Origin of the sequence: Agrobacterium sp. OT33 (assembly GCF_017313365.1) — a bacterium.
GTDB lineage: Bacteria > Pseudomonadota > Alphaproteobacteria > Rhizobiales > Rhizobiaceae > Agrobacterium > Agrobacterium rhizogenes_A.
On the sequence record NZ_JAFLMZ010000003.1, the window covers coordinates 483,610 to 500,191 of the forward strand.

The 16,582-nt window shown below is 62.0% G+C and carries 18 protein-coding genes and 1 CRISPR repeat array; of the genes, 8 read left to right on the forward strand and 10 right to left on the reverse strand.

Annotation, left to right across the window (positions count from 1 at the left end):
- Positions 1-19: 19 nt before the first annotated feature.
- From JZX88_RS09885 to JZX88_RS09905, 5 genes are all read right to left on the reverse strand, one after another.
- Complete coding sequence (locus JZX88_RS09885) at positions 20-634, reverse strand: alpha/beta hydrolase (RefSeq protein ID WP_065114079.1); 615 nt, start codon at positions 632-634, stop codon at positions 20-22.
- 159 nt (positions 635-793) lie between these two features.
- Positions 794-1,738, reverse strand: a complete 945-nt coding sequence (locus JZX88_RS09890) for a VOC family protein (protein ID WP_206913418.1) — start codon at positions 1,736-1,738, stop codon at positions 794-796.
- Positions 1,739-1,903: 165 nt separating this feature from the next.
- Positions 1,904-2,980, reverse strand: coding sequence for a DUF2218 domain-containing protein (locus JZX88_RS09895; protein ID WP_206913419.1), 1,077 nt, complete (start codon positions 2,978-2,980; stop codon positions 1,904-1,906).
- 70 nt (positions 2,981-3,050) lie between these two features.
- Positions 3,051-3,764, reverse strand: a complete 714-nt coding sequence (ung, locus tag JZX88_RS09900; protein WP_065114082.1) for a uracil-DNA glycosylase — start codon at positions 3,762-3,764, stop codon at positions 3,051-3,053.
- 23 nt (positions 3,765-3,787) lie between these two features.
- Positions 3,788-4,183 carry a VOC family protein gene (locus JZX88_RS09905; RefSeq protein ID WP_065114083.1) on the reverse strand — a complete coding sequence of 132 codons (396 nt, stop codon included), beginning with the start codon at positions 4,181-4,183 and terminating at the stop codon, positions 3,788-3,790.
- A gap of 252 nt (positions 4,184-4,435) precedes the next feature.
- Here JZX88_RS09905 and JZX88_RS09910 point away from each other — a divergent pair, with 252 nt between their 5' ends.
- Entirely contained in the window at positions 4,436-4,792 is a 357-nt protein-coding gene (locus JZX88_RS09910; RefSeq protein WP_065114084.1) for a YbaN family protein, read from the forward strand.
- Between the two features lie 8 nt (positions 4,793-4,800).
- Here JZX88_RS09910 and JZX88_RS09915 read toward each other — a convergent pair whose 3' ends face one another.
- From JZX88_RS09915 to JZX88_RS09925, 3 genes are read right to left on the reverse strand one after another with little or no spacing between them, the layout of a single operon-like run.
- Positions 4,801-5,583, reverse strand: coding sequence for a heme ABC transporter ATP-binding protein (locus tag JZX88_RS09915; RefSeq protein ID WP_065114085.1), 783 nt, complete (start codon positions 5,581-5,583; stop codon positions 4,801-4,803).
- The gene (locus JZX88_RS09920; RefSeq protein ID WP_206913420.1) at positions 5,580-6,668 is read right to left on the reverse strand and encodes an iron chelate uptake ABC transporter family permease subunit; all 1,089 of its coding nucleotides are present in this window, start codon (positions 6,666-6,668) and stop codon (positions 5,580-5,582) included. The genes JZX88_RS09915 and JZX88_RS09920 overlap by 4 nt, the downstream gene beginning before the upstream one ends.
- Positions 6,665-7,558 carry a hemin ABC transporter substrate-binding protein gene (locus JZX88_RS09925; RefSeq protein WP_206913421.1) on the reverse strand — a complete coding sequence of 298 codons (894 nt, stop codon included), beginning with the start codon at positions 7,556-7,558 and terminating at the stop codon, positions 6,665-6,667. The genes JZX88_RS09920 and JZX88_RS09925 overlap by 4 nt, the downstream gene beginning before the upstream one ends.
- A gap of 196 nt (positions 7,559-7,754) precedes the next feature.
- Between JZX88_RS09925 and JZX88_RS09930 the strand changes: the two genes are divergently transcribed.
- The 4 genes from JZX88_RS09930 to purU all read left to right on the forward strand — a co-directional run bounded on the left by JZX88_RS09930 (position 7,755) and on the right by purU (position 10,832).
- Complete coding sequence (locus JZX88_RS09930; RefSeq protein ID WP_206913422.1) at positions 7,755-8,102, forward strand: antibiotic biosynthesis monooxygenase; 348 nt, start codon at positions 7,755-7,757, stop codon at positions 8,100-8,102.
- 8 nt (positions 8,103-8,110) lie between these two features.
- The gene (gene hutX, locus JZX88_RS09935; protein ID WP_174034209.1) at positions 8,111-8,632 is read left to right on the forward strand and encodes a heme utilization cystosolic carrier protein HutX; all 522 of its coding nucleotides are present in this window, start codon (positions 8,111-8,113) and stop codon (positions 8,630-8,632) included.
- A 331-nt stretch (positions 8,633-8,963) separates the two neighbouring features.
- Positions 8,964-9,740: a YbaY family lipoprotein gene (locus JZX88_RS09940; RefSeq protein WP_206913424.1), complete on the forward strand. Its 777-nt coding sequence runs from the start codon at positions 8,964-8,966 to the stop codon at positions 9,738-9,740.
- 207 nt (positions 9,741-9,947) lie between these two features.
- Positions 9,948-10,832 (forward strand): formyltetrahydrofolate deformylase, encoded by an 885-nt coding sequence (purU, locus tag JZX88_RS09945; protein WP_206913426.1) that lies wholly within the window; start codon positions 9,948-9,950, stop codon positions 10,830-10,832.
- Positions 10,833-11,048: 216 nt separating this feature from the next.
- Positions 11,049-11,347: direct repeats of the CRISPR family, unit length 32 nt; unit sequence GTCGCCTCCTTCGCGGAGGCGTGGATTGAAAC.
- Between the two features lie 162 nt (positions 11,348-11,509).
- On the opposite strand, the gene JZX88_RS09950 is transcribed toward purU, so the two are convergent.
- A complete protein-coding gene (locus JZX88_RS09950; protein ID WP_206913428.1) occupies positions 11,510-12,895 on the reverse strand; it encodes a sensor histidine kinase in 1,386 nt (461 codons plus the stop codon).
- Positions 12,892-13,572 carry a response regulator transcription factor gene (locus tag JZX88_RS09955; RefSeq protein WP_010972345.1) on the reverse strand — a complete coding sequence of 227 codons (681 nt, stop codon included), beginning with the start codon at positions 13,570-13,572 and terminating at the stop codon, positions 12,892-12,894. The genes JZX88_RS09950 and JZX88_RS09955 overlap by 4 nt, the downstream gene beginning before the upstream one ends.
- A gap of 81 nt (positions 13,573-13,653) precedes the next feature.
- Between JZX88_RS09955 and JZX88_RS09960 the strand changes: the two genes are divergently transcribed.
- From JZX88_RS09960 to JZX88_RS09970, 3 genes are all read left to right on the forward strand, one after another.
- Positions 13,654-14,721: an ABC transporter substrate-binding protein gene (locus JZX88_RS09960; protein ID WP_246753459.1), complete on the forward strand. Its 1,068-nt coding sequence runs from the start codon at positions 13,654-13,656 to the stop codon at positions 14,719-14,721.
- A 342-nt stretch (positions 14,722-15,063) separates the two neighbouring features.
- The gene (locus JZX88_RS09965) at positions 15,064-16,008 is read left to right on the forward strand and encodes a tripartite tricarboxylate transporter substrate binding protein (protein ID WP_065114093.1); all 945 of its coding nucleotides are present in this window, start codon (positions 15,064-15,066) and stop codon (positions 16,006-16,008) included.
- Positions 16,005-16,499, forward strand: a complete 495-nt coding sequence (locus tag JZX88_RS09970; protein WP_065114094.1) for a tripartite tricarboxylate transporter TctB family protein — start codon at positions 16,005-16,007, stop codon at positions 16,497-16,499. The genes JZX88_RS09965 and JZX88_RS09970 overlap by 4 nt, the downstream gene beginning before the upstream one ends.
- Positions 16,500-16,582: the final 83 nt, after the last annotated feature.

Sequence of the window (16,582 nt, forward strand, 5' to 3'; positions counted from 1 at the left end):
GCATAGCGCAGACATCCAGCTAAGCGTTATAAGCCGCCAGAAAACCCCTGACCGCATCGATCTCGCCGGAGCGGATTTCATGCCCGCCCGGATGCCACACGGTTTCCACCGTGCCGCCCTGCGCCTTGAGGCTCTCTCCCAGCGCCTTCGTCAGCGGCACCGGGCAGATCGGATCGCGCTCGCCAGCCGTGATCAGCACCCGGCGCGAGGCCTTGGCGGGGGAAATCTTCGGTTCGAACGGGATGAGCGGATGCATCAGCACCGCCGCATCGAAAAGCCCGGGTTCTTCGATCAGCACATTGGCGAGAATATTCGCACCATTGGAAAAGCCGAGGCCGATGACCGGACCGGCTTGATAATGCTCCCGGTTCGCCTTGACGAAATCGGCCATCTTGCCGGTCGCCCGTTGAAGGTCGGCCATGTCGTAGACGCCCTCTCCCGTGCGCCGGAAAAACCGCGCCGCACCGTGTTCGGAAACATCGCCGACGGGTGAGAGAATGGTGGCCTCAGGCAGCAGGCGGGAACCGAAATCGAAAAACTGGTTCTCATCACCGCCCGTGCCGTGCAGCAAAACGAAAAGCGGAGCACCGGCAGCACCGGCGCGGGATTTGTGGAAATAGCTGTCGCTGGTCATGGGAGAATCCTTTCTGGAAGGAAGAAGTTCAACGGCATCCGCGCGGCCTCTCAGCCAAGCGCGAAAATCTCACGTGGAGCGAGGGGCTTCCGCTGGTTTCTTCTCCCCGAACGGGGAGAAGAAATACGAGGCAATGTCCTGCCAAACGCTATCGAGAGGTTAAACCGCCTTCTCGTCTCCCAGCGGCTCCAGCTGCTTTTCCAGCATGGGGCGCAGATGCGCATGCTGGCTCGGCAGTTTCAGTGCCTCGCCGAGATGGGCGGTGTCCTCGTCACGGTCGAAACCGGGCTCGTTGGTGGCCACTTCGAACAGCACGCCGCCCGGCGTGCGGAAATAGATCGCCCAGAAATAATCGCGGTCGATCACCGGCGTCACCTGATAACCGGTATCCATCAGCGCCTTGCGCACCTCAAGCTGCTTTTCGCGGTTGTCGACCGCAAAGGCGATGTGGTGCACGGAGCCTGCACCCAGCCGGGCGCCGGAGATATTCGGCATGGTTTCGATGTCGATGAAGTCGGCACCGTTGCCGCCGGGAATACCGAGGCGCAGCACGCCGTCCTGACGATCCACTTCCTCATAGCCCATGAATTTCAAAAGCTCGGCGGTGGCACCTTCATCGCGAAGTCGCAGCGACGCGCCCTGAAAGCCACGGATAGCCTGATCCTCGCCGACGCCGTTGCCGGTCCACTGCGCGCGGTTGTCGTCCCTGACCTCGACCAGCGCAAAACCGTCTCCGTCAGGTCCGGCAAAATGCAGGCGCTTGTTGCCGAAGGCCTCATCGGCCTTCAGGCCGTCCAGGCCGGCTTTCGAAAGACGCTCCTGCCAGTAGCCGAGCGATCCTTCCGGAACGGAAAACAGCGTCGCGCCCACCTCGCCGGTGCCGGGACGGCCACGGGCGATATGCGGGAATGGGAAATAGGTCATGACGGAGCCGGGCGTGCCGACCTCATCGCCATAATAGAGATGATAGACGTCGGGCGCGTCGAAATTGACGGTCTTCTTCACCCGGCGCAGGCCGAGCGTGTCGGTGAAAAATCCGTTGTTCTGGCGCGCGCTGGCCGCCATCGAGGTGACGTGGTGCAGGCCCTTGATCTGGTTGAGCATGATTAAACCCCTTTTCGCCTGGCAGGCCTCGCAATCGGGCCTGCCCTGTTCATGGCGTAAAGATGGGGTAAGAGCCGCCTCCGGCATAGAGTGGGCAACGGGAACGGATTGTTCCCGATCGGTGAACAATAAAATCGACTGTTCAATCAGCCGCGCAAGGCGGCATCAATGATCGTCCGCAGCGCCCATCGTCCAGTAACCGACAGCGCGCAGCGCCGCCTTCGGCAAAGCGATCTCATCGGTCAGGAAGGATTTTGCCGCCCGTGCCTCGGATTTCTCGCAGGCGACAAAGACATGCAGGCCGTCATGATCCGCACTCCAGGCGTGATCGCGCAGCGCCTTTTCAAGGAGGCCGGAGGTCCCGGCGGGCTTACCGCGGCGATAAAGCCATGTCCACTCGACATCGGCCGCGCAGACGATCTCCTGCCGCTCGGCCTCGTTGTCGATCTCGGCATAGACGTGGAGCTTCTTGCCAGCCGGCATTTCGGCCGCCATGCGCAGCATCACCGGCAGCGCGGTTTCGTCACCGGCAAAGACGTAGCGATCCGCCTCCGGGCAGGTGCCGCTCGGGCCGATGATGCCGAGAACATCGCCCGGCTTCGCGGTCGCGCCGAAGGTGGCGCCCGGCATATCGTCACCCTCATGCATGACGAAGTCGATATCCACCTCGCCGCGACCGATATCGCCGGAACGGATGGTATAGACACGCCGCATCAGAAGATCGTCACCCGTCGGCCAGACGATGGCCCCGGTGGGCGCGAGATAGGGCCAGACCGGCGCGCGGGCCTGATCCGGCACCAGCAGCAGGCGCACATGCATGCCGCCCGTTACCAGCCTTTCGATGCCGCTTTCGACCGACACCACAAGCCGGCGCATATGCGGCGTGAGGTTATAGGCGCGGGCAACCTTGCCGACGAAGAGATTGGGCAATTCGCGCTGGTAGGCCCCATGGCCGCTCCAGCGGAAATCCAGCCCGGTCTCACCGGAAAACTCGACAATATGCTCGGCCACCATGGCCTTGACCGACATCAATATATGTTCGGAAATGCAGCTGACCCGGGCTGCGAACCGGCCGCCTTCGGCGCTGAAGCTGCCGTGGCCGTATTCCGTCTTGAAGCGCACCGTCGGGCCTTCCCGCTCCATCTCCATATGCTCGGAAAAATGATCCTCGAAGGCATCGACGATCGACAGCGGATCGGGCAGCGGAACGGAGGTTTCTGCAGACAGGAGAGACACGGGCATAATCCTTCACTTTATAGTCCGGTTATCTTTAATCCCGAGACCGGCAAAGCGTAAAGGTATTTATGAGTATCTAGAGAAGGTTTTTATCGCTTTCCGCCACATCAGGCAATTGCCAGTCGATTGGCGGGCGCCCGTGGGAGACAAGAAAGGCATTTGCCTTGGAAAAATGGCCATTGCCGAAAAAGCCGTTATGGGCAGACAGCGGCGAAGGATGCGGCGAGCGCAGCACCAGATGTTTCTTCTGATCCACGAAGGCCGCCTTCTTCTGGGCATAGGAACCCCAGAGCAGGAACACCACATGATCGCATTCGTCATTGACGGCGCGGATGACGGCGTCGGTGAACCTTTCCCAGCCCTGCCCCTGATGTGAGGCGGCGCGCGATTCTTCCACCGTCAGCACGCTGTTGAGAAGCAGCACGCCCTGTTTCGCCCAGCTTTCCAGAAAACCATGATTAACCGGACGAATGCCCAGATCAGCCTGCAGTTCCTTGTAGATATTGACGAGTGACGGCGGAATGCGCACGCCGGGCCGCACCGAAAAGCACAGCCCATGCGCCTGGCCAAGCCCATGATAGGGGTCCTGCCCCAGAATGACGACCTTGACCTCATCCAGCGGCGTCAGATCCAGCGCCCGGAAATATTCAGGTCCCCTGGGAAAGATGCGCTTGCCGGCGGTTTTCTCGGCAAGCAGGAAATCCTTGAGCTTCTGCATGTAGGGACTGGCGAATTCGCTGGAAAGAACGCGTTTCCAGCTGTCTTCGAGTTTGACGCCTGCCTCTGCCATGCCCGTCTCTCCCATAATGGTGCTTATTTGAACCGGTTGCCGCGCTGCAGCACTTCGATCTTGTAACCATCGGGATCGCAGATGAAAAAGTATTTTGCGAAAGGCTGGCCCTTGTAATCGGCTTCAATGATCTTGCCGGGAGAAAGACCGATCTCGGTGAAGCGCTGGTGTTCGCCGTCCACATCGGCAACGCTGACGGCAAGATGACCATAACCGTCCCCCAGCGCATAGGGCACTTCACGACCCTTGTTGACGGTCAGTTCCAGCTCGAAATCGCCCTCGGCACTGCTGAGATAGATCAGCGTGAAATTCTCGAACTCGGCGCGTTCCGCAACCTCAAGCCCGAAAGCCTGCGTGTAAAATTCCACCGAACGCTTTTCGTCCAGCACCCGGACCATCGAGTGGATCAGCTTGGCCATGGTGTTTTCCTTCTTCTTCCTGTTGACGGTCCGGTTATGCTCCGGACATCGCGGCCCAAGGGGATAAAGACAGTGCGCCGCGCTTTCAACCCTAAAGGCGCCTTGCGACGAAACGTAACGCTCCGATCACGCCAAATGTGATGGCGAAGCCCTCCGGTTTTGTCGGTGCGGCAAGGGCCTGCGGCAACAAGGGGCACGGTTTTCACGGCCCCGCTCTATCCTGAGTGGATAAGTCATGATACCGGCATATCCATGCGCCTTGTTTACCTCTGTCTTGGCTGGCTTATGGTCGCGACCGGCATTGTCGGCGCGTTTCTTCCCGTTTTGCCCACCACGCCCTTTCTGCTTCTGGCGCTCTGGTGTTTCTCCCGCTCTTCGCCGAAGCTCGAGGCATGGCTTCTGGCCCATCCCAGGTTCGGCCCGTCGCTTCGGCAATGGCGCGAACGCGGCGCAATCGCCCGCAAGGCCAAGATCGCGGCCTTGTCGGCCATGATGGTGAGTTACGCCGCTTTCTGGTTCCTGAGCGACCCGCCGCTTCTGCGCGCGGCCATCGTCGGTGCCGTCATGCTCTGTTCCGCGCTCTTCATCGCCACCCGCCCGGAAAGCTGAACGCGCTCCTAACGATGCCGCGACTGCGGCAACACATAAGGAATGTGCCGCGCCGGCAACCGGCCAACGACGCCGCCAATGCCATAGACCCGCGCGATCGTCTCGTCGCTGATCGTTTCCAGCGATGGCCCGCTCGCCGTCACCCGGCCGCCATGCATGACGATCAGTTGATCGGCAAATTCCGCCGCAAGGTTGAGATCGTGCAGGATGGCAAGCACCAGCCCGCCGCCGCTCGCAAAATCGCGCGCCGTTTCAAGCACGGAGATCTGGTGGCCGATATCGAGGCTGGCCGTCGGCTCGTCGAGAAAGAGCGCCCGTGCCTGGCCGTTTTCCACCGGAAAGGGCACCTGCGCCAGCGCCCGGGCAAACTGCACCCGCTGCTGCTCGCCGCCCGACAGCATGTTGTAGGACCGCTGCTCGAAACCGCGCAGGCCGGCCTTGGCAAGCGCCCGGCGGGCCTGTTCTTCCGGCGCGCGTGCCCCCTGCGCCACCGCCCCCATGCGCACGATTTCAAGCGCGGTAAAGGGAAACGCAAGCTGGGTGCTCTGCGGCAGCACGGCGCGCAGACGGGCAAGCTGCACCGGCGTGAACTGCGCCAGGGCCGCATCATTATAGGTCACTGAGCCGCCCTCGGCGCGCATCTCGCCCGACAGAACCTTCATCAGCGTGGATTTGCCGGCACCGTTCGGGCCGATGATGACATTGACCCTGCCCGGCTTCAGATCGACGCTGACCTCGTCCAGCAGGCGGCGGCCGGAACGGATGAGGGTGAGGTTTTCGGCCCGGATCATGACGCATTCCGCATGGAAAAGCCGCCGCGGCCCAGCAGCAGGAACAGGAAGACCGGCGCGCCGATGAGTGCCGTCACCACGCCGATCGGCAGTTCCGCCGGAGCCGCCACCGTGCGGGCGAAACTGTCGGCCAGAAGCAGAAGCGCGGCGCCGCCCAGCGCCGAGGCCGGCAGCAGGAAGCGATGCGACGGGCCGATGGCGAGACGCAGGAGATGCGGCACCACGATGCCGACAAAACCGATGGAACCGGCCGCCGCGACACTTGCCCCGCAGGCGGCGGCAACGGCCAGGATGACGGCCCGCTTCAGCCGCTGCACCGGAATGCCCATGTGGAAAGCCGCCGCATCGCCAAGGATCAGCGCATCCAGCCCGCGTGCGACGAAGGGAATGATGGCCAGCACGACGATGATGAAGGGCAAGGTGGCCAGCACCTTGGCGGGTGTTGCCCCGCCCAGCGAACCGAGCGACCAGAAGGTGATGTCGCGCAATGCCCGGTCATCGGCCACGAAGATCATCAGGCCGGTCAGCGCGCCGCTGATTGCCGCAACCGCGATACCCGCCAGAATGAGCGTGGTGGTGGAGGTGGCGCCATCCTTCGTGGCGATCAGATAAAGCACCCAGGTATTCAGGAGCCCGCCAAAAAACGCCATCAGCGGCAGGAAATGCGGGCCGAAGAACACCGCAACCGTGGCAAGCGCGCCTTCCCCGAGGGAAATGGCCGCAACCGCGAACAGGGCGGCACCCGAGGTGACACCAACAATGCCGGGGTCGGCAAGCGGATTGCGGAACAGGCCCTGCATCATCGCGCCGGAGACGCCAAGCGCCGCACCGATCAGCATGCCAAGCGCGGTGCGTGGCAGGCGCACGGCTTCGAGAATGATCCTGTCACGGGCATCGAGCCCGGCCGCGCCACCGGTAAGATAAGCGAAGAGTTCGGAAATGCCGACGCCCGTGGGGCCGCTGACAAGCGACACGCCACAGGCAAACAGCAGGATGCCGACGAGCACGACAAGCGTGATGACCGCCTGCCGCGACCTGTCGCCCGGAACGGCGCCTTCGGCGGAACTCAAGGCGGCAAGGCTCACGGCTTCACCACGTCAGGGTACAGCTTGTTTGCCAGCTCGCGACCGGCGGCCGGCGTGCGTGGACCAAAGCCGATGAGATAAAGCCCGTCCATGCTGATCAGTGCCTTTTCAGCGGCGGCCGGTGTGGACTGGAAGGCAGGAAGCGCAAAAAGCTCGGCGGCCTTGGCGGCATGGTCGCCGCGCGCCATGGTCAGCACCACATCGGGTGCTGCGGCGATGACGGCCTCATCCGTCAGCGGCTTGTAACCGCTGATCTCCTCAGCCGCGTTGATGCCGCCGGCCATTTCGATGATCGCCGCAGCTTCCGTATCCTTGCCCGCCGCCATGATGCGGCCACCGGCGCTGGAGAGCACGAAGAGAATACGCTTCCGGCCCTTTTCCGGCACGGCCGAAACATCTTTCGCCAGCGCATCGAGCCCGGCCCTTGTGTCCGCGGCCAGCGCCTTCGCCTTGTCGGAAAGACCAACGGCCGCGCCGATATCCTCGATCTTCTTCGGTATGGCGTCACCGCGCGGCGGCGTATCGACGGTGACGAAAGGCACGGCGCTCGCCTTCAGGATGGCGATGACATCGGCCGGGCCGGAACCGTCTTCGGAGAGGATGAGATCGGGCTTCTGCGACAGGATGCCCTCCGACGACAGCGCCCGCATATAGCCGATATCCGGCTTGGCCAGTGCGTCGGCCGGATAGCTGCTGGTGCTGTCACGCGCCACGACACGGTCCTGCGCACCCAGCGCATAAAGGATTTCCGTCACCGTTCCACCCACCGCGACAATACGTTTCGCTTCCGGATTGCCCTTGTCCGAAGCCATGGCAGCCAGCGCCGCAAAGGCGATTGCGGCAGGCACGAGGGCGGCGAAAACGAGCGAACGAAGGCGAAAATTCAACATGGCGCGATCCTGAAACACAAAGGCACACGGGCGGGCGCGGGTTTGCCCGCGCCATTTAACTTGAGTTCTTTGCACATGTTTATGAGCCGCGCAATCGATAAGTGGAGTAAATTTGTTCGCTTTATCGTGAGCCTCTTCCCAACCCGGACCGAGCTAGATATCCTGACTGAAACAGGAAACTTAAAGGGAGACTTTCATGTTTATCGCAATGAACCGCTTTCGTGTCGTGCCGGGTTACGAGGAAACCTTCGAATCCATCTGGCGCGAGCGCAAGTCGCACCTCAGCGAATTGCCGGGCTACATCGAATTCCACATGCTGAAAGGCCCGAAGGCGGACGACCACACGCTTTATGCCTCGCACACCGTATGGGCCACCAAGGATGATTTCCTTGCCTGGACGAAATCCGAACAGTTCCGCGCCGCCCACGCCAGGGCCGGTGATAACCGCGGCAAGGTCGAATATCTCTCCGGCCCGCATTTCGAAGGCTTCGACGTCATCATCCATGAAGACAAGAATGGCGAACGCCGTTCGATTGCCGCCTGAGGCCACCGATGAGCATCGCAGCCCAAAAGACCGATGACCGGCAGGCCCGCGCCGCTGCCGCCCTTGCCGAAAAGCCCGACGGTATCGTCGAAGCCATCGCCGCCAAGGCCGAGGTGACGCCGGCCGAAATTCTGGCGATCCTGCCGCAAGGCGCCGCCGTTTCCGCTGCCGCCGACCGCTTCGACGCGATCTGGAACGAGATGCGCGGCTGGGGCGAAGTCCTCATGATCGTGCAGACCGGCGATATCGTGCTGGAAGTGCCCGGCCACCTGCCGGAAGGCACGGAAAGCCACGGCTGGTTCAACATCCATGGCGACAGCCCGATCGGCGGTCACATCAAGAAGGATAATTGCGCCGGCATCACCTTCGTCGACCGCGGTTTTCATGGCCGCCGCTCCTGTTCCGTCTGGTTCATGAATGCCGCCGGCGGCGCCATGTTCAAGATTTTCGTCCGCCGCGACGAAAACAAGGAATTGCGCGCCGAGCAACTGGCGAAGTTCGAAGCATTGCGGGACGGTTTCCGCGGCTGAGGTGAGCCGGAGGCTGCACTCCGAGGAATTGCTTTCCGTGGCTGCGGCGACCTCTCCTAGCCCTCATTCCTGTGCTTGTCACAGGAATCTAGTCAGCCCAAGTCCTTGGGCTGAAAAGACTCCTCTGCCGCGTGGACACGCGGGGGCTGGATTCCTGTGACAAGCACAGGAATGAGGGTGGAGATGTCTCGGCTCTCGCAATCGCACACGCCATCACCCACCCCGAACCTCTCCTCGAGCATTCAGGGGAACATCATCGGTTCATCGCCCGTTCAGTGCCGTTTTCTATCATCCGTTGAAATTCGAACGGAAACCGCACGGAGCAAGCACCATGAATGATCGCCAGCCTCTTCTTTCGCGCCGCAGTTTCGCCGGGCTTGTTGCGCTCGCCCCGCTTTTTGCGGCAGGCGGCGCGGCGGCCGCACCGGCAAGCCTGCGCGGCAGCGTCTCCTATCGTGAACGCATCGCCCTGCCGCCGGGCGCAACTGTGACAGTGCGCTTGATCGATGTCTCGCGGGCGGATGCGCCGTCGCAGACCATTGCCGAAACCACAATTCGCCCGCGCGGCCAGGTGCCTGTGCCCTTCGTGCTGCGTTATGACGACCGCGACATCAGGGGCCGCCGCTCCTATGCGCTGAGTGCCGAAATCCGTGACCGCGACCGGCTGCTTTTCACCACCACGCAGCGCTACTCGGTACTGACAGGCGGCCGAGATAATACCGACCTCATGCTGGAGCGTGTAGGTGCCGGCCCCGGCAGGCCGGAACCGGAAGCCGGCATTGACGGGCGCTGGCTGGTGCAGGACATCAGAGGCGAGCGGGTTCGCGGCCGCCGCCAGGCAACGCTTGAAATTTCCCGCGAGGGCCGCGTGTCAGCCAATGCCGGCTGCAACGGCATCGGCGGCGAAGTGAAAATCAGCCGCAACCGCGTCGATTTCGGCCGGATGATTTCCACCCAGATGGCCTGCGCTCCCGATATCATGCGCCAGGAACGGCAGTTCATCGATGCGCTGGAGGGCGCGCGCTCCTTCAGGCTGGAACCGCGCCGAGGCACGCTGGAACTGATCGATGGCCGTGGCCGCACGGCCATGCGCCTGCGCCGCGCCTGAGGCCGGTAGCGACCCCGCTGCAACGCCTGCCGCCGCCGTGCTGGCCGTGGAACATTCCATGTCGCTTCCGGCACGGCGCGGGTGCCTTTCCCGTTTTATGACTTTGGCTGCGTTCGTCTTGGCGCTTTGCTCTGCCGCCAAGCTGCGCTATGGAACGCGCCGAACTGCGCCGGTTCATCCCGGCGCGAAGCCTCTGAGGGAAAACGCATGACATCCTATGTTCTGACAGTAGCCTGCAAATCGACCCGCGGCATCGTCGCCGCGATTTCCGGTTATCTGGCGGAAAAAGGCTGCAACATCGTCGACAGTTCGCAGTTCGACGATCTGGAAACCGGCAAGTTCTTCATGCGCGTCTCCTTTATTTCGGAAGAAGGCGCTTCACTTGAGGCCATTACCGAAGGTTTTCAGCCGGTGGCGAAAAAATTCGGCATGGAGGCTGATATCTACCCGGATGGCCAGCGCATGAAAACGATGCTGATGGTGTCGCGTTTCGGCCATTGCCTCAACGACCTGCTCTATCGCTGGAAGATCGGCGCGCTGCCGATCGACATCGTCGGTGTCGTCTCCAACCATTTCGATTATCAGAAAGTGGTGGTCAACCACGACATCCCCTTCCACCACATCAAGGTGACGAAGGAGAACAAGCCGAAGGCCGAAGCCCAGCTGATGGACCTGGTAGAGACCAGCGGCACGGAACTCGTCGTGCTCGCCCGTTACATGCAGGTTCTCTCCGATGACCTGTGCCGCAAGATGTCGGGCAAAATCATCAACATCCACCACTCCTTCCTCCCCTCCTTCAAGGGTGCCAACCCCTACAAGCAGGCCTATGAGCGCGGCGTGAAGTTGATCGGCGCAACGGCGCACTATGTCACCGCCGATCTCGACGAAGGCCCGATCATCGAACAGGACACGGTGCGCATCACCCACGCGCAATCGGCCGAAGACTATGTCTCGCTTGGCCGCGACGTGGAAAGCCAGGTGCTGGCCCGCGCCATCCACGCCCACATCCACCACCGCACCTTCATCAACGGTAACCGCACCGTGGTCTTCCCGCCAAGCCCTGGAAGTTATGCTTCGGAACGGATGGGATAAGCCCCGAGACCAGCCAGAGAGCCCGTGATCAGGGATTTGGCGCGAACCACAAGCGTGTTATGGTTCCCCGGCCGGTTCGCACCGGCCGCTCTTTGAAATCGCAGCGATTTTTTTATAATCAGGACCTGCCAGCCCCGCAGGCTCTTCCCTCGCGCATCGCCGTTCGCGCAATCCGCGTTTTTTCCGCAGTCAATTCCGGGGCTTCAGACTCCGGCAGTCGCCTCCTTCGCGGAGGCGTGGATTGAAACCCGTTTTGCCGCCGGCACCATCACCAGCACGGCGAGTCGCCTCCTTCGCGGAGGCGTGGATTGAAACCTGGCGGTGTGTTCCGTCTTGCCAATGATGAGGCTGTCGCCTCCTTCGCGGAGGCGTGGATTGAAACAGCGGCCAAATCGAGAGCGGCCACAAGCGTCAGACGTCGCCTCCTTCGCGGAGGCGTGGATTGAAACTTGAACTGCACCACGATGATCTTTTCGGCATATGGTCGCCTTATTCGCAGGGGCGTGAATTGAAACCGCCTGGGCGTCGTCAACAACGTCATCCAGACGCTGGCCTCTCTTGCGGAGGGCTGGGCTAAAACAGGGCATAGGTCAATTGATGGGCCGCCTGAATATGTCGCCCCCGGAGCGAGGATTGAAACGCCGCAGCACCCGCCAAACAGGAAGGCACAAAGCCCCTCACCTCACCCCACCAAACACCACCCGCGCCCTCAACCCGCGCCCGCCCGCACCATCCTCCAGCGTCAGCCGCCCGCCGAACAGCCCGGCGATCTCCTCGATGATCGCAAGGCCGAGGCCGGCGCCGGGGGCGGCGTTGGCTTCGCCTCGGGCGAAGCGCTGGCGCACCATGGCGCGTTTTTCCGGTGGGATGCCGGGGCCGTTATCTTCCACTTCCAGCCAGACCGTGCCCGTCTCCCCGCCGACGCGCACGGTGACTTCCGCGCCGCGCCCGGCATAGTTGATGGCGTTGGAAACGAGATTACCGATCAGTTCGCCGATCAGGAGCGGCTCAGCGAGAATGGTCGCCTCGCCCTCGCCTTCGAAACCGAGGTCAATGCCGGCGTCGGCCGCGCGCGGCACGAAATCGGCGGTCACGTTCTGGGCAACGGCCACGAGATCTATCGCGGAAAAATCGTGTTTTTCGCTGGAGCCGGCGGCGTCGATATTGGCCATGCGCAGAAGCTGGGCGAGAATATGTTCGGCATGCGCCACTGACGCGCCGCCCTTCAGCGCCGCCGCCTGCGCTTCCTCTAAACTTCCGGCACGGGCGGAAAGGGCGAGCTGGGTGCTGATGATGGCAAGCGGTGTGCGCAGCTGGTGGCTGGCATTGCCGGTGAAATGCCGGAGCGCGTCCAGCGCCGATTGCAGCCGCACCATGAAGGAATTGACGGTCTCCACCAGATTTTCCACCTCCACCGGCACGGATTGACGGATGGGGTGCAGGTCGTTCGGGCTGCGCTCGGCAATGGCTTCGCTGAGCCGGTAAAGCGGCCTGAGCGAAATCGTCACCGCGATCCAGACGATGATCGCCGCCCCCACAATCATCAAAAGCAGCCGCAGCGCGGAACGCAGAATGATGGCCTGCGCCAGCTGGCTGCGGGCAATGGTGGTTTCGGCGACCGTTACGGAAAACGGCACGGAATTGATGCCGGTGGAAGCGAAACGCCTGATAGCGGCAATACGGATCGGCTCGTCGCGAAACACCGCATCACGATAGGCGGGCGTATCGCCATTCGTGTTCTCCACCGTCGGCAGGTTCTGGTAACCGGTGAGGAATTGCCCGTTCGGCCCGTCGACACGGTAAAACACCCGGTCCTGCGCCGCAGATGTCAGCATTTCCAGCGCGACATAGGGAATGTCGACTTCCAGCGAGCCATCCTCGGCCACCACCACCCGCTCGGCAATGGCAAGTGCAGAACCGGAAAGCACCCGGTCGGAGACGACATTGGCGGTGTTGACCGCCTCGCGCCAGGTATCGGTCAGCGCAATGCAGCCGATGATAGCGGTGGAAATGAGAAGCCAGCCTAAAAGTCGCCGCCTGAGCGAATAGGCGGCCTGTCTCATTCAGCCATCTCCGGCAGCTTTTCCAGATAATAACCGATGCCGCGCGCCGTCTTCACCGTCAGCCCGTGGGGAGCGAGCCGCTTGCGCAGGCGGCTGACATATTGCTCGATGGCATTGGCGGAAATATCGTCATCGAAGCCGGTCAGCGACTGCACGATCGCCTCCTTGGCGACGACCTTGCCGGCCCGCATGAACAGCACTTCCAGCAGCGCCACCTCGCGCGCCGGAATATCGAGCGGACGCCCATCGGCCGAAAAGGTGCGCGATGTCAGATCGAACAGCACCTTGCCGAAACTGAGCGCCGAGGAGCGCAGGCCAGCATTGCGGCGCAGCAGCACCCGCACCCTTGCCTCGAATTCGGTGATATCGAACGGCTTGATCATGTAGTCGTCGGCGCCGAGATCGAGCCCCTTGACCTTTTCCTCCGGCGTGCCACGCGCCGTCAGGATCAGCACCGCCGCCTTGTCCTGGCGCGAACGCATGGAGCGCAGCACCTCGATACCGTCCATCTCAGGCAGGTTGAGATCGAGAATGACCAGATCAAAACTTTCAGCCGCAATCGCCGCATCGGCGGAAGCGCCGTCGGAAACCACGTCCACCGCATAGCCGCTGCCGCGCAGCAGCGCCGAAAGACCCTCCGACAGCACCTGATTGTCCTCGACCAGCAAAATACGCAAATCTTCCTCCTGCAGCATTCCCGAGTTTAACCAAGCCCTTACCGCTTGTGAATGGCAAGCGCCTGCGGCATGATCTTTTCCATGCGTATCTGTCTTCTTCTTTGCCTCTGTCTCTGCATGGCCTCACCCGCGCTTGCGCAGGTTGCCGTTTTTCCGGCCCCCTCAGGCAAGGCGGATGCGCAAACGCTGGTGGTCTATTCCTCTCTGGATGAACCTTTGGCAACGCCGATGATCGAAGGTTTCCAGAAGGCCAATCCCGATATCGCCGTCCATTACGAGGATATGCTGACCGGCGAAATCTATGACCGCATCGTCAAGGAAACCGATGCCGGCAAACAGACGGCCGATTTCGCCTTCTCTTCCGCCATGGATCTGCAGGTAAAATTGAGCAATGACGGTTACGCCCAGCGCTCGGATCTCGCCATGAGCGCCCGCTGGCCCGCCTGGGCCAACTGGCGCAACACCGCCTATGCGCTGACCTTCGAGCCGGCGGTCTTCGTGTATCACAAGCCGAGCTTCACCACCGAAAAGCCGCCCGCCACCCGTGCCGAATTCGTCAATTACCTCGAACACCACGCCAAGGAGGTACATGGCCGCATCGCCACCTACGATATTGAGCGCTCCGGTGTCGGCTTCCTGTTCATGTCGCGGGACCAGGAGCAGTTCGGCGATATATGGAGCGTCATCAAGGCCATGGGGGCCGCAGGCGTGAAGGTCTATTCCACCTCCTCGGCCATTCTGGAGCGCGTTTCCGACGGCCGCTTCGTGCTGGGCTACAATATTCTCGGCTCCTATGCGGCGGACTGGGCCTCACGCCACCCCGATGTCGGCATCGTCTTGCCCAAGGATTATACCGTGGTCATGTCGCGCATCGGGCTGGTGCCGGAAGCCGCCGCCAATCCCGAACTCGGCCGCCGTTACCTCGAATTCTTCATGTCCAAGGAAGGCCAGACGATCATGGCCCGGCAATTGCAGATCCCGGCCGTCAGCCCGGAAGTGGCGGGCGAAAACACCGCCAACACCATGCAGGCCATCCACGGCGCACAATTGCGCCCCGTCCCCGTCAGCCCCGGCCTGATGGTCTATCTGGACCAGGTCAAGCGCAGCCGGCTGATCGAGCGCTGGAACGAGGCGTTGCGCTCGCAATAGGTTTGAGCGCCTCACCATCCCTCATTCCTGTGCCTGTCACAGGGATGAGGCAGCAGCAAGCTTCGAAAGCGCTGACCCGGCACACCACTGTGGACGTCCGGTAAAAATTAATAGAGAGTAAATGCGCAAGGACTTGCGTAGCGTCAGTTAGATGACAGCTTTTTGTGGTGCTCTGCAATCCTTCTTCATTCCGTGGAGGCGGAAGAAGATGCGGGAGGAAATCTTGAGGATTGCCAAGGCCCTGCGCTGAGTTCTCAGCGCCGGCACAGATGCGCCCTGAAGCCCCCTTCCGCATAAACGAAAAACGACGCCCAAAAGGGCATCCTGAGGAGGGTTTTCCAAGTGAAACATTTTCTTATCGGCACATTTCTGGCGGGCGTGATCGCTCTTCCGGCGGTTGCAGCTGATTACACCATCATTGCCCCGGCAAATCCCGGCGGCGGCTGGGACCAGACCGCGCGTTCCCTGCAGACCGTGCTGCAGGAAGAAGGCATTTCCAAGAGCGTTCAGGTGCAGAACGTACCGGGTGCCGGCGGCACCATCGGCCTTGCGCAGTTCGCCAGCCAGCAGAAGGGCAATCCGAACGCCCTCATCGTCGGCGGCTACGTGATGGTCGGCGCAATCCTCACCAACAATGCACCGGTCACCCTCAAGGACGTGACGCCGATTGCCCGCCTCACCGGCGAATATGAAGCGATCGTCGTTCCGGCATCCTCGCCGCTAAAGACCATCGGCGACCTCGTTGACCAGCTCAAGAAAGACCCCGGCAGCGTGTCCTGGGGCGGCGGCTCCGCCGGCGGCACCGACCATATCGCGGTTGGCCTGATCGCCAAGGCAGCCGGCGTCGATCCGACCAAGATCAACTACATCGCTTACTCCGGCGGTGGCGAAGCACTTGCCTCGATCCTCGGCTCGCAGGTTACGGCCGGCATTTCGAGCTATGGTGAATTCGAAAGCCAGGTAAAGGCCGGCACGCTGCGTCTGCTTGCTGTTTCCAGCGAAGAGAAGCTGGAAGGCGTCGACGCACCGACGCTGAAGGAAAGCGGCCTTGATGTCGTCGTGCAGAACTGGCGCATGGTCGCCGCTCCTCCCGGCCTGACGCCGGAACAGGAAAAGGCCGTCAATGCCGACGTCGAAAAGCTGGCGAAGTCCGCCAAGTGGCAGGAAACCCTGAAGACCAAGAGCTGGATGGACACCTATCTCGCCGGTGACGAGTTCAAGGAACAGCTTGCCAAGGACACTGCCGCCACCGAAACGATCCTCAAAGACATCGGACTGGTAAAATGAGCCAGGGTTCCAACCCTTCACAACATCAAAAGCGCCGCCCTGACTGGGCGGCGCTGGTGATTGCCATCGCCCTCGTCGCCATCGCCTGCGTGATCTTCTGGGACAGCGCCCGTCTCGCCAGCGTCACCGGCTATTCGCCGGTTGGCCCGGCAACGGTGCCTTATGCCATCGGCTTCTGTCTTGTCGGCCTGGCGCTGTGGACGGCCGTTGAGGCCTGGCGCGGCGATTTTCCCGAACGCGACAGGCAGGAAATCGCCCCGGTCGTCTGGGTCGTCGCCGGCCTTGCCGCGCAGATGCTGCTGTTGAACGTAGCGGGTTTCTCCATTGCCACGGGTCTGCTGTTTGCCTTCACGGCGCGCGCCTTCGGCAAACGCAAGCTCTGGTATTCGATCCCCATCGGCGTCGTCCTGAGCTTTGCCATCTGGTTCATTTTTGCGCGCCTGCTGCAGCTTTCGCTGCCCGCCGGACCTCTGGAACGGCTGTTCTTCTAACAGCCATTCCAGCCAAATTCGAGATCACAGGAAACCGCAGGCGCGCGATGACGCACGCCAGCCGTTCCGCCCGCCCATCGGGT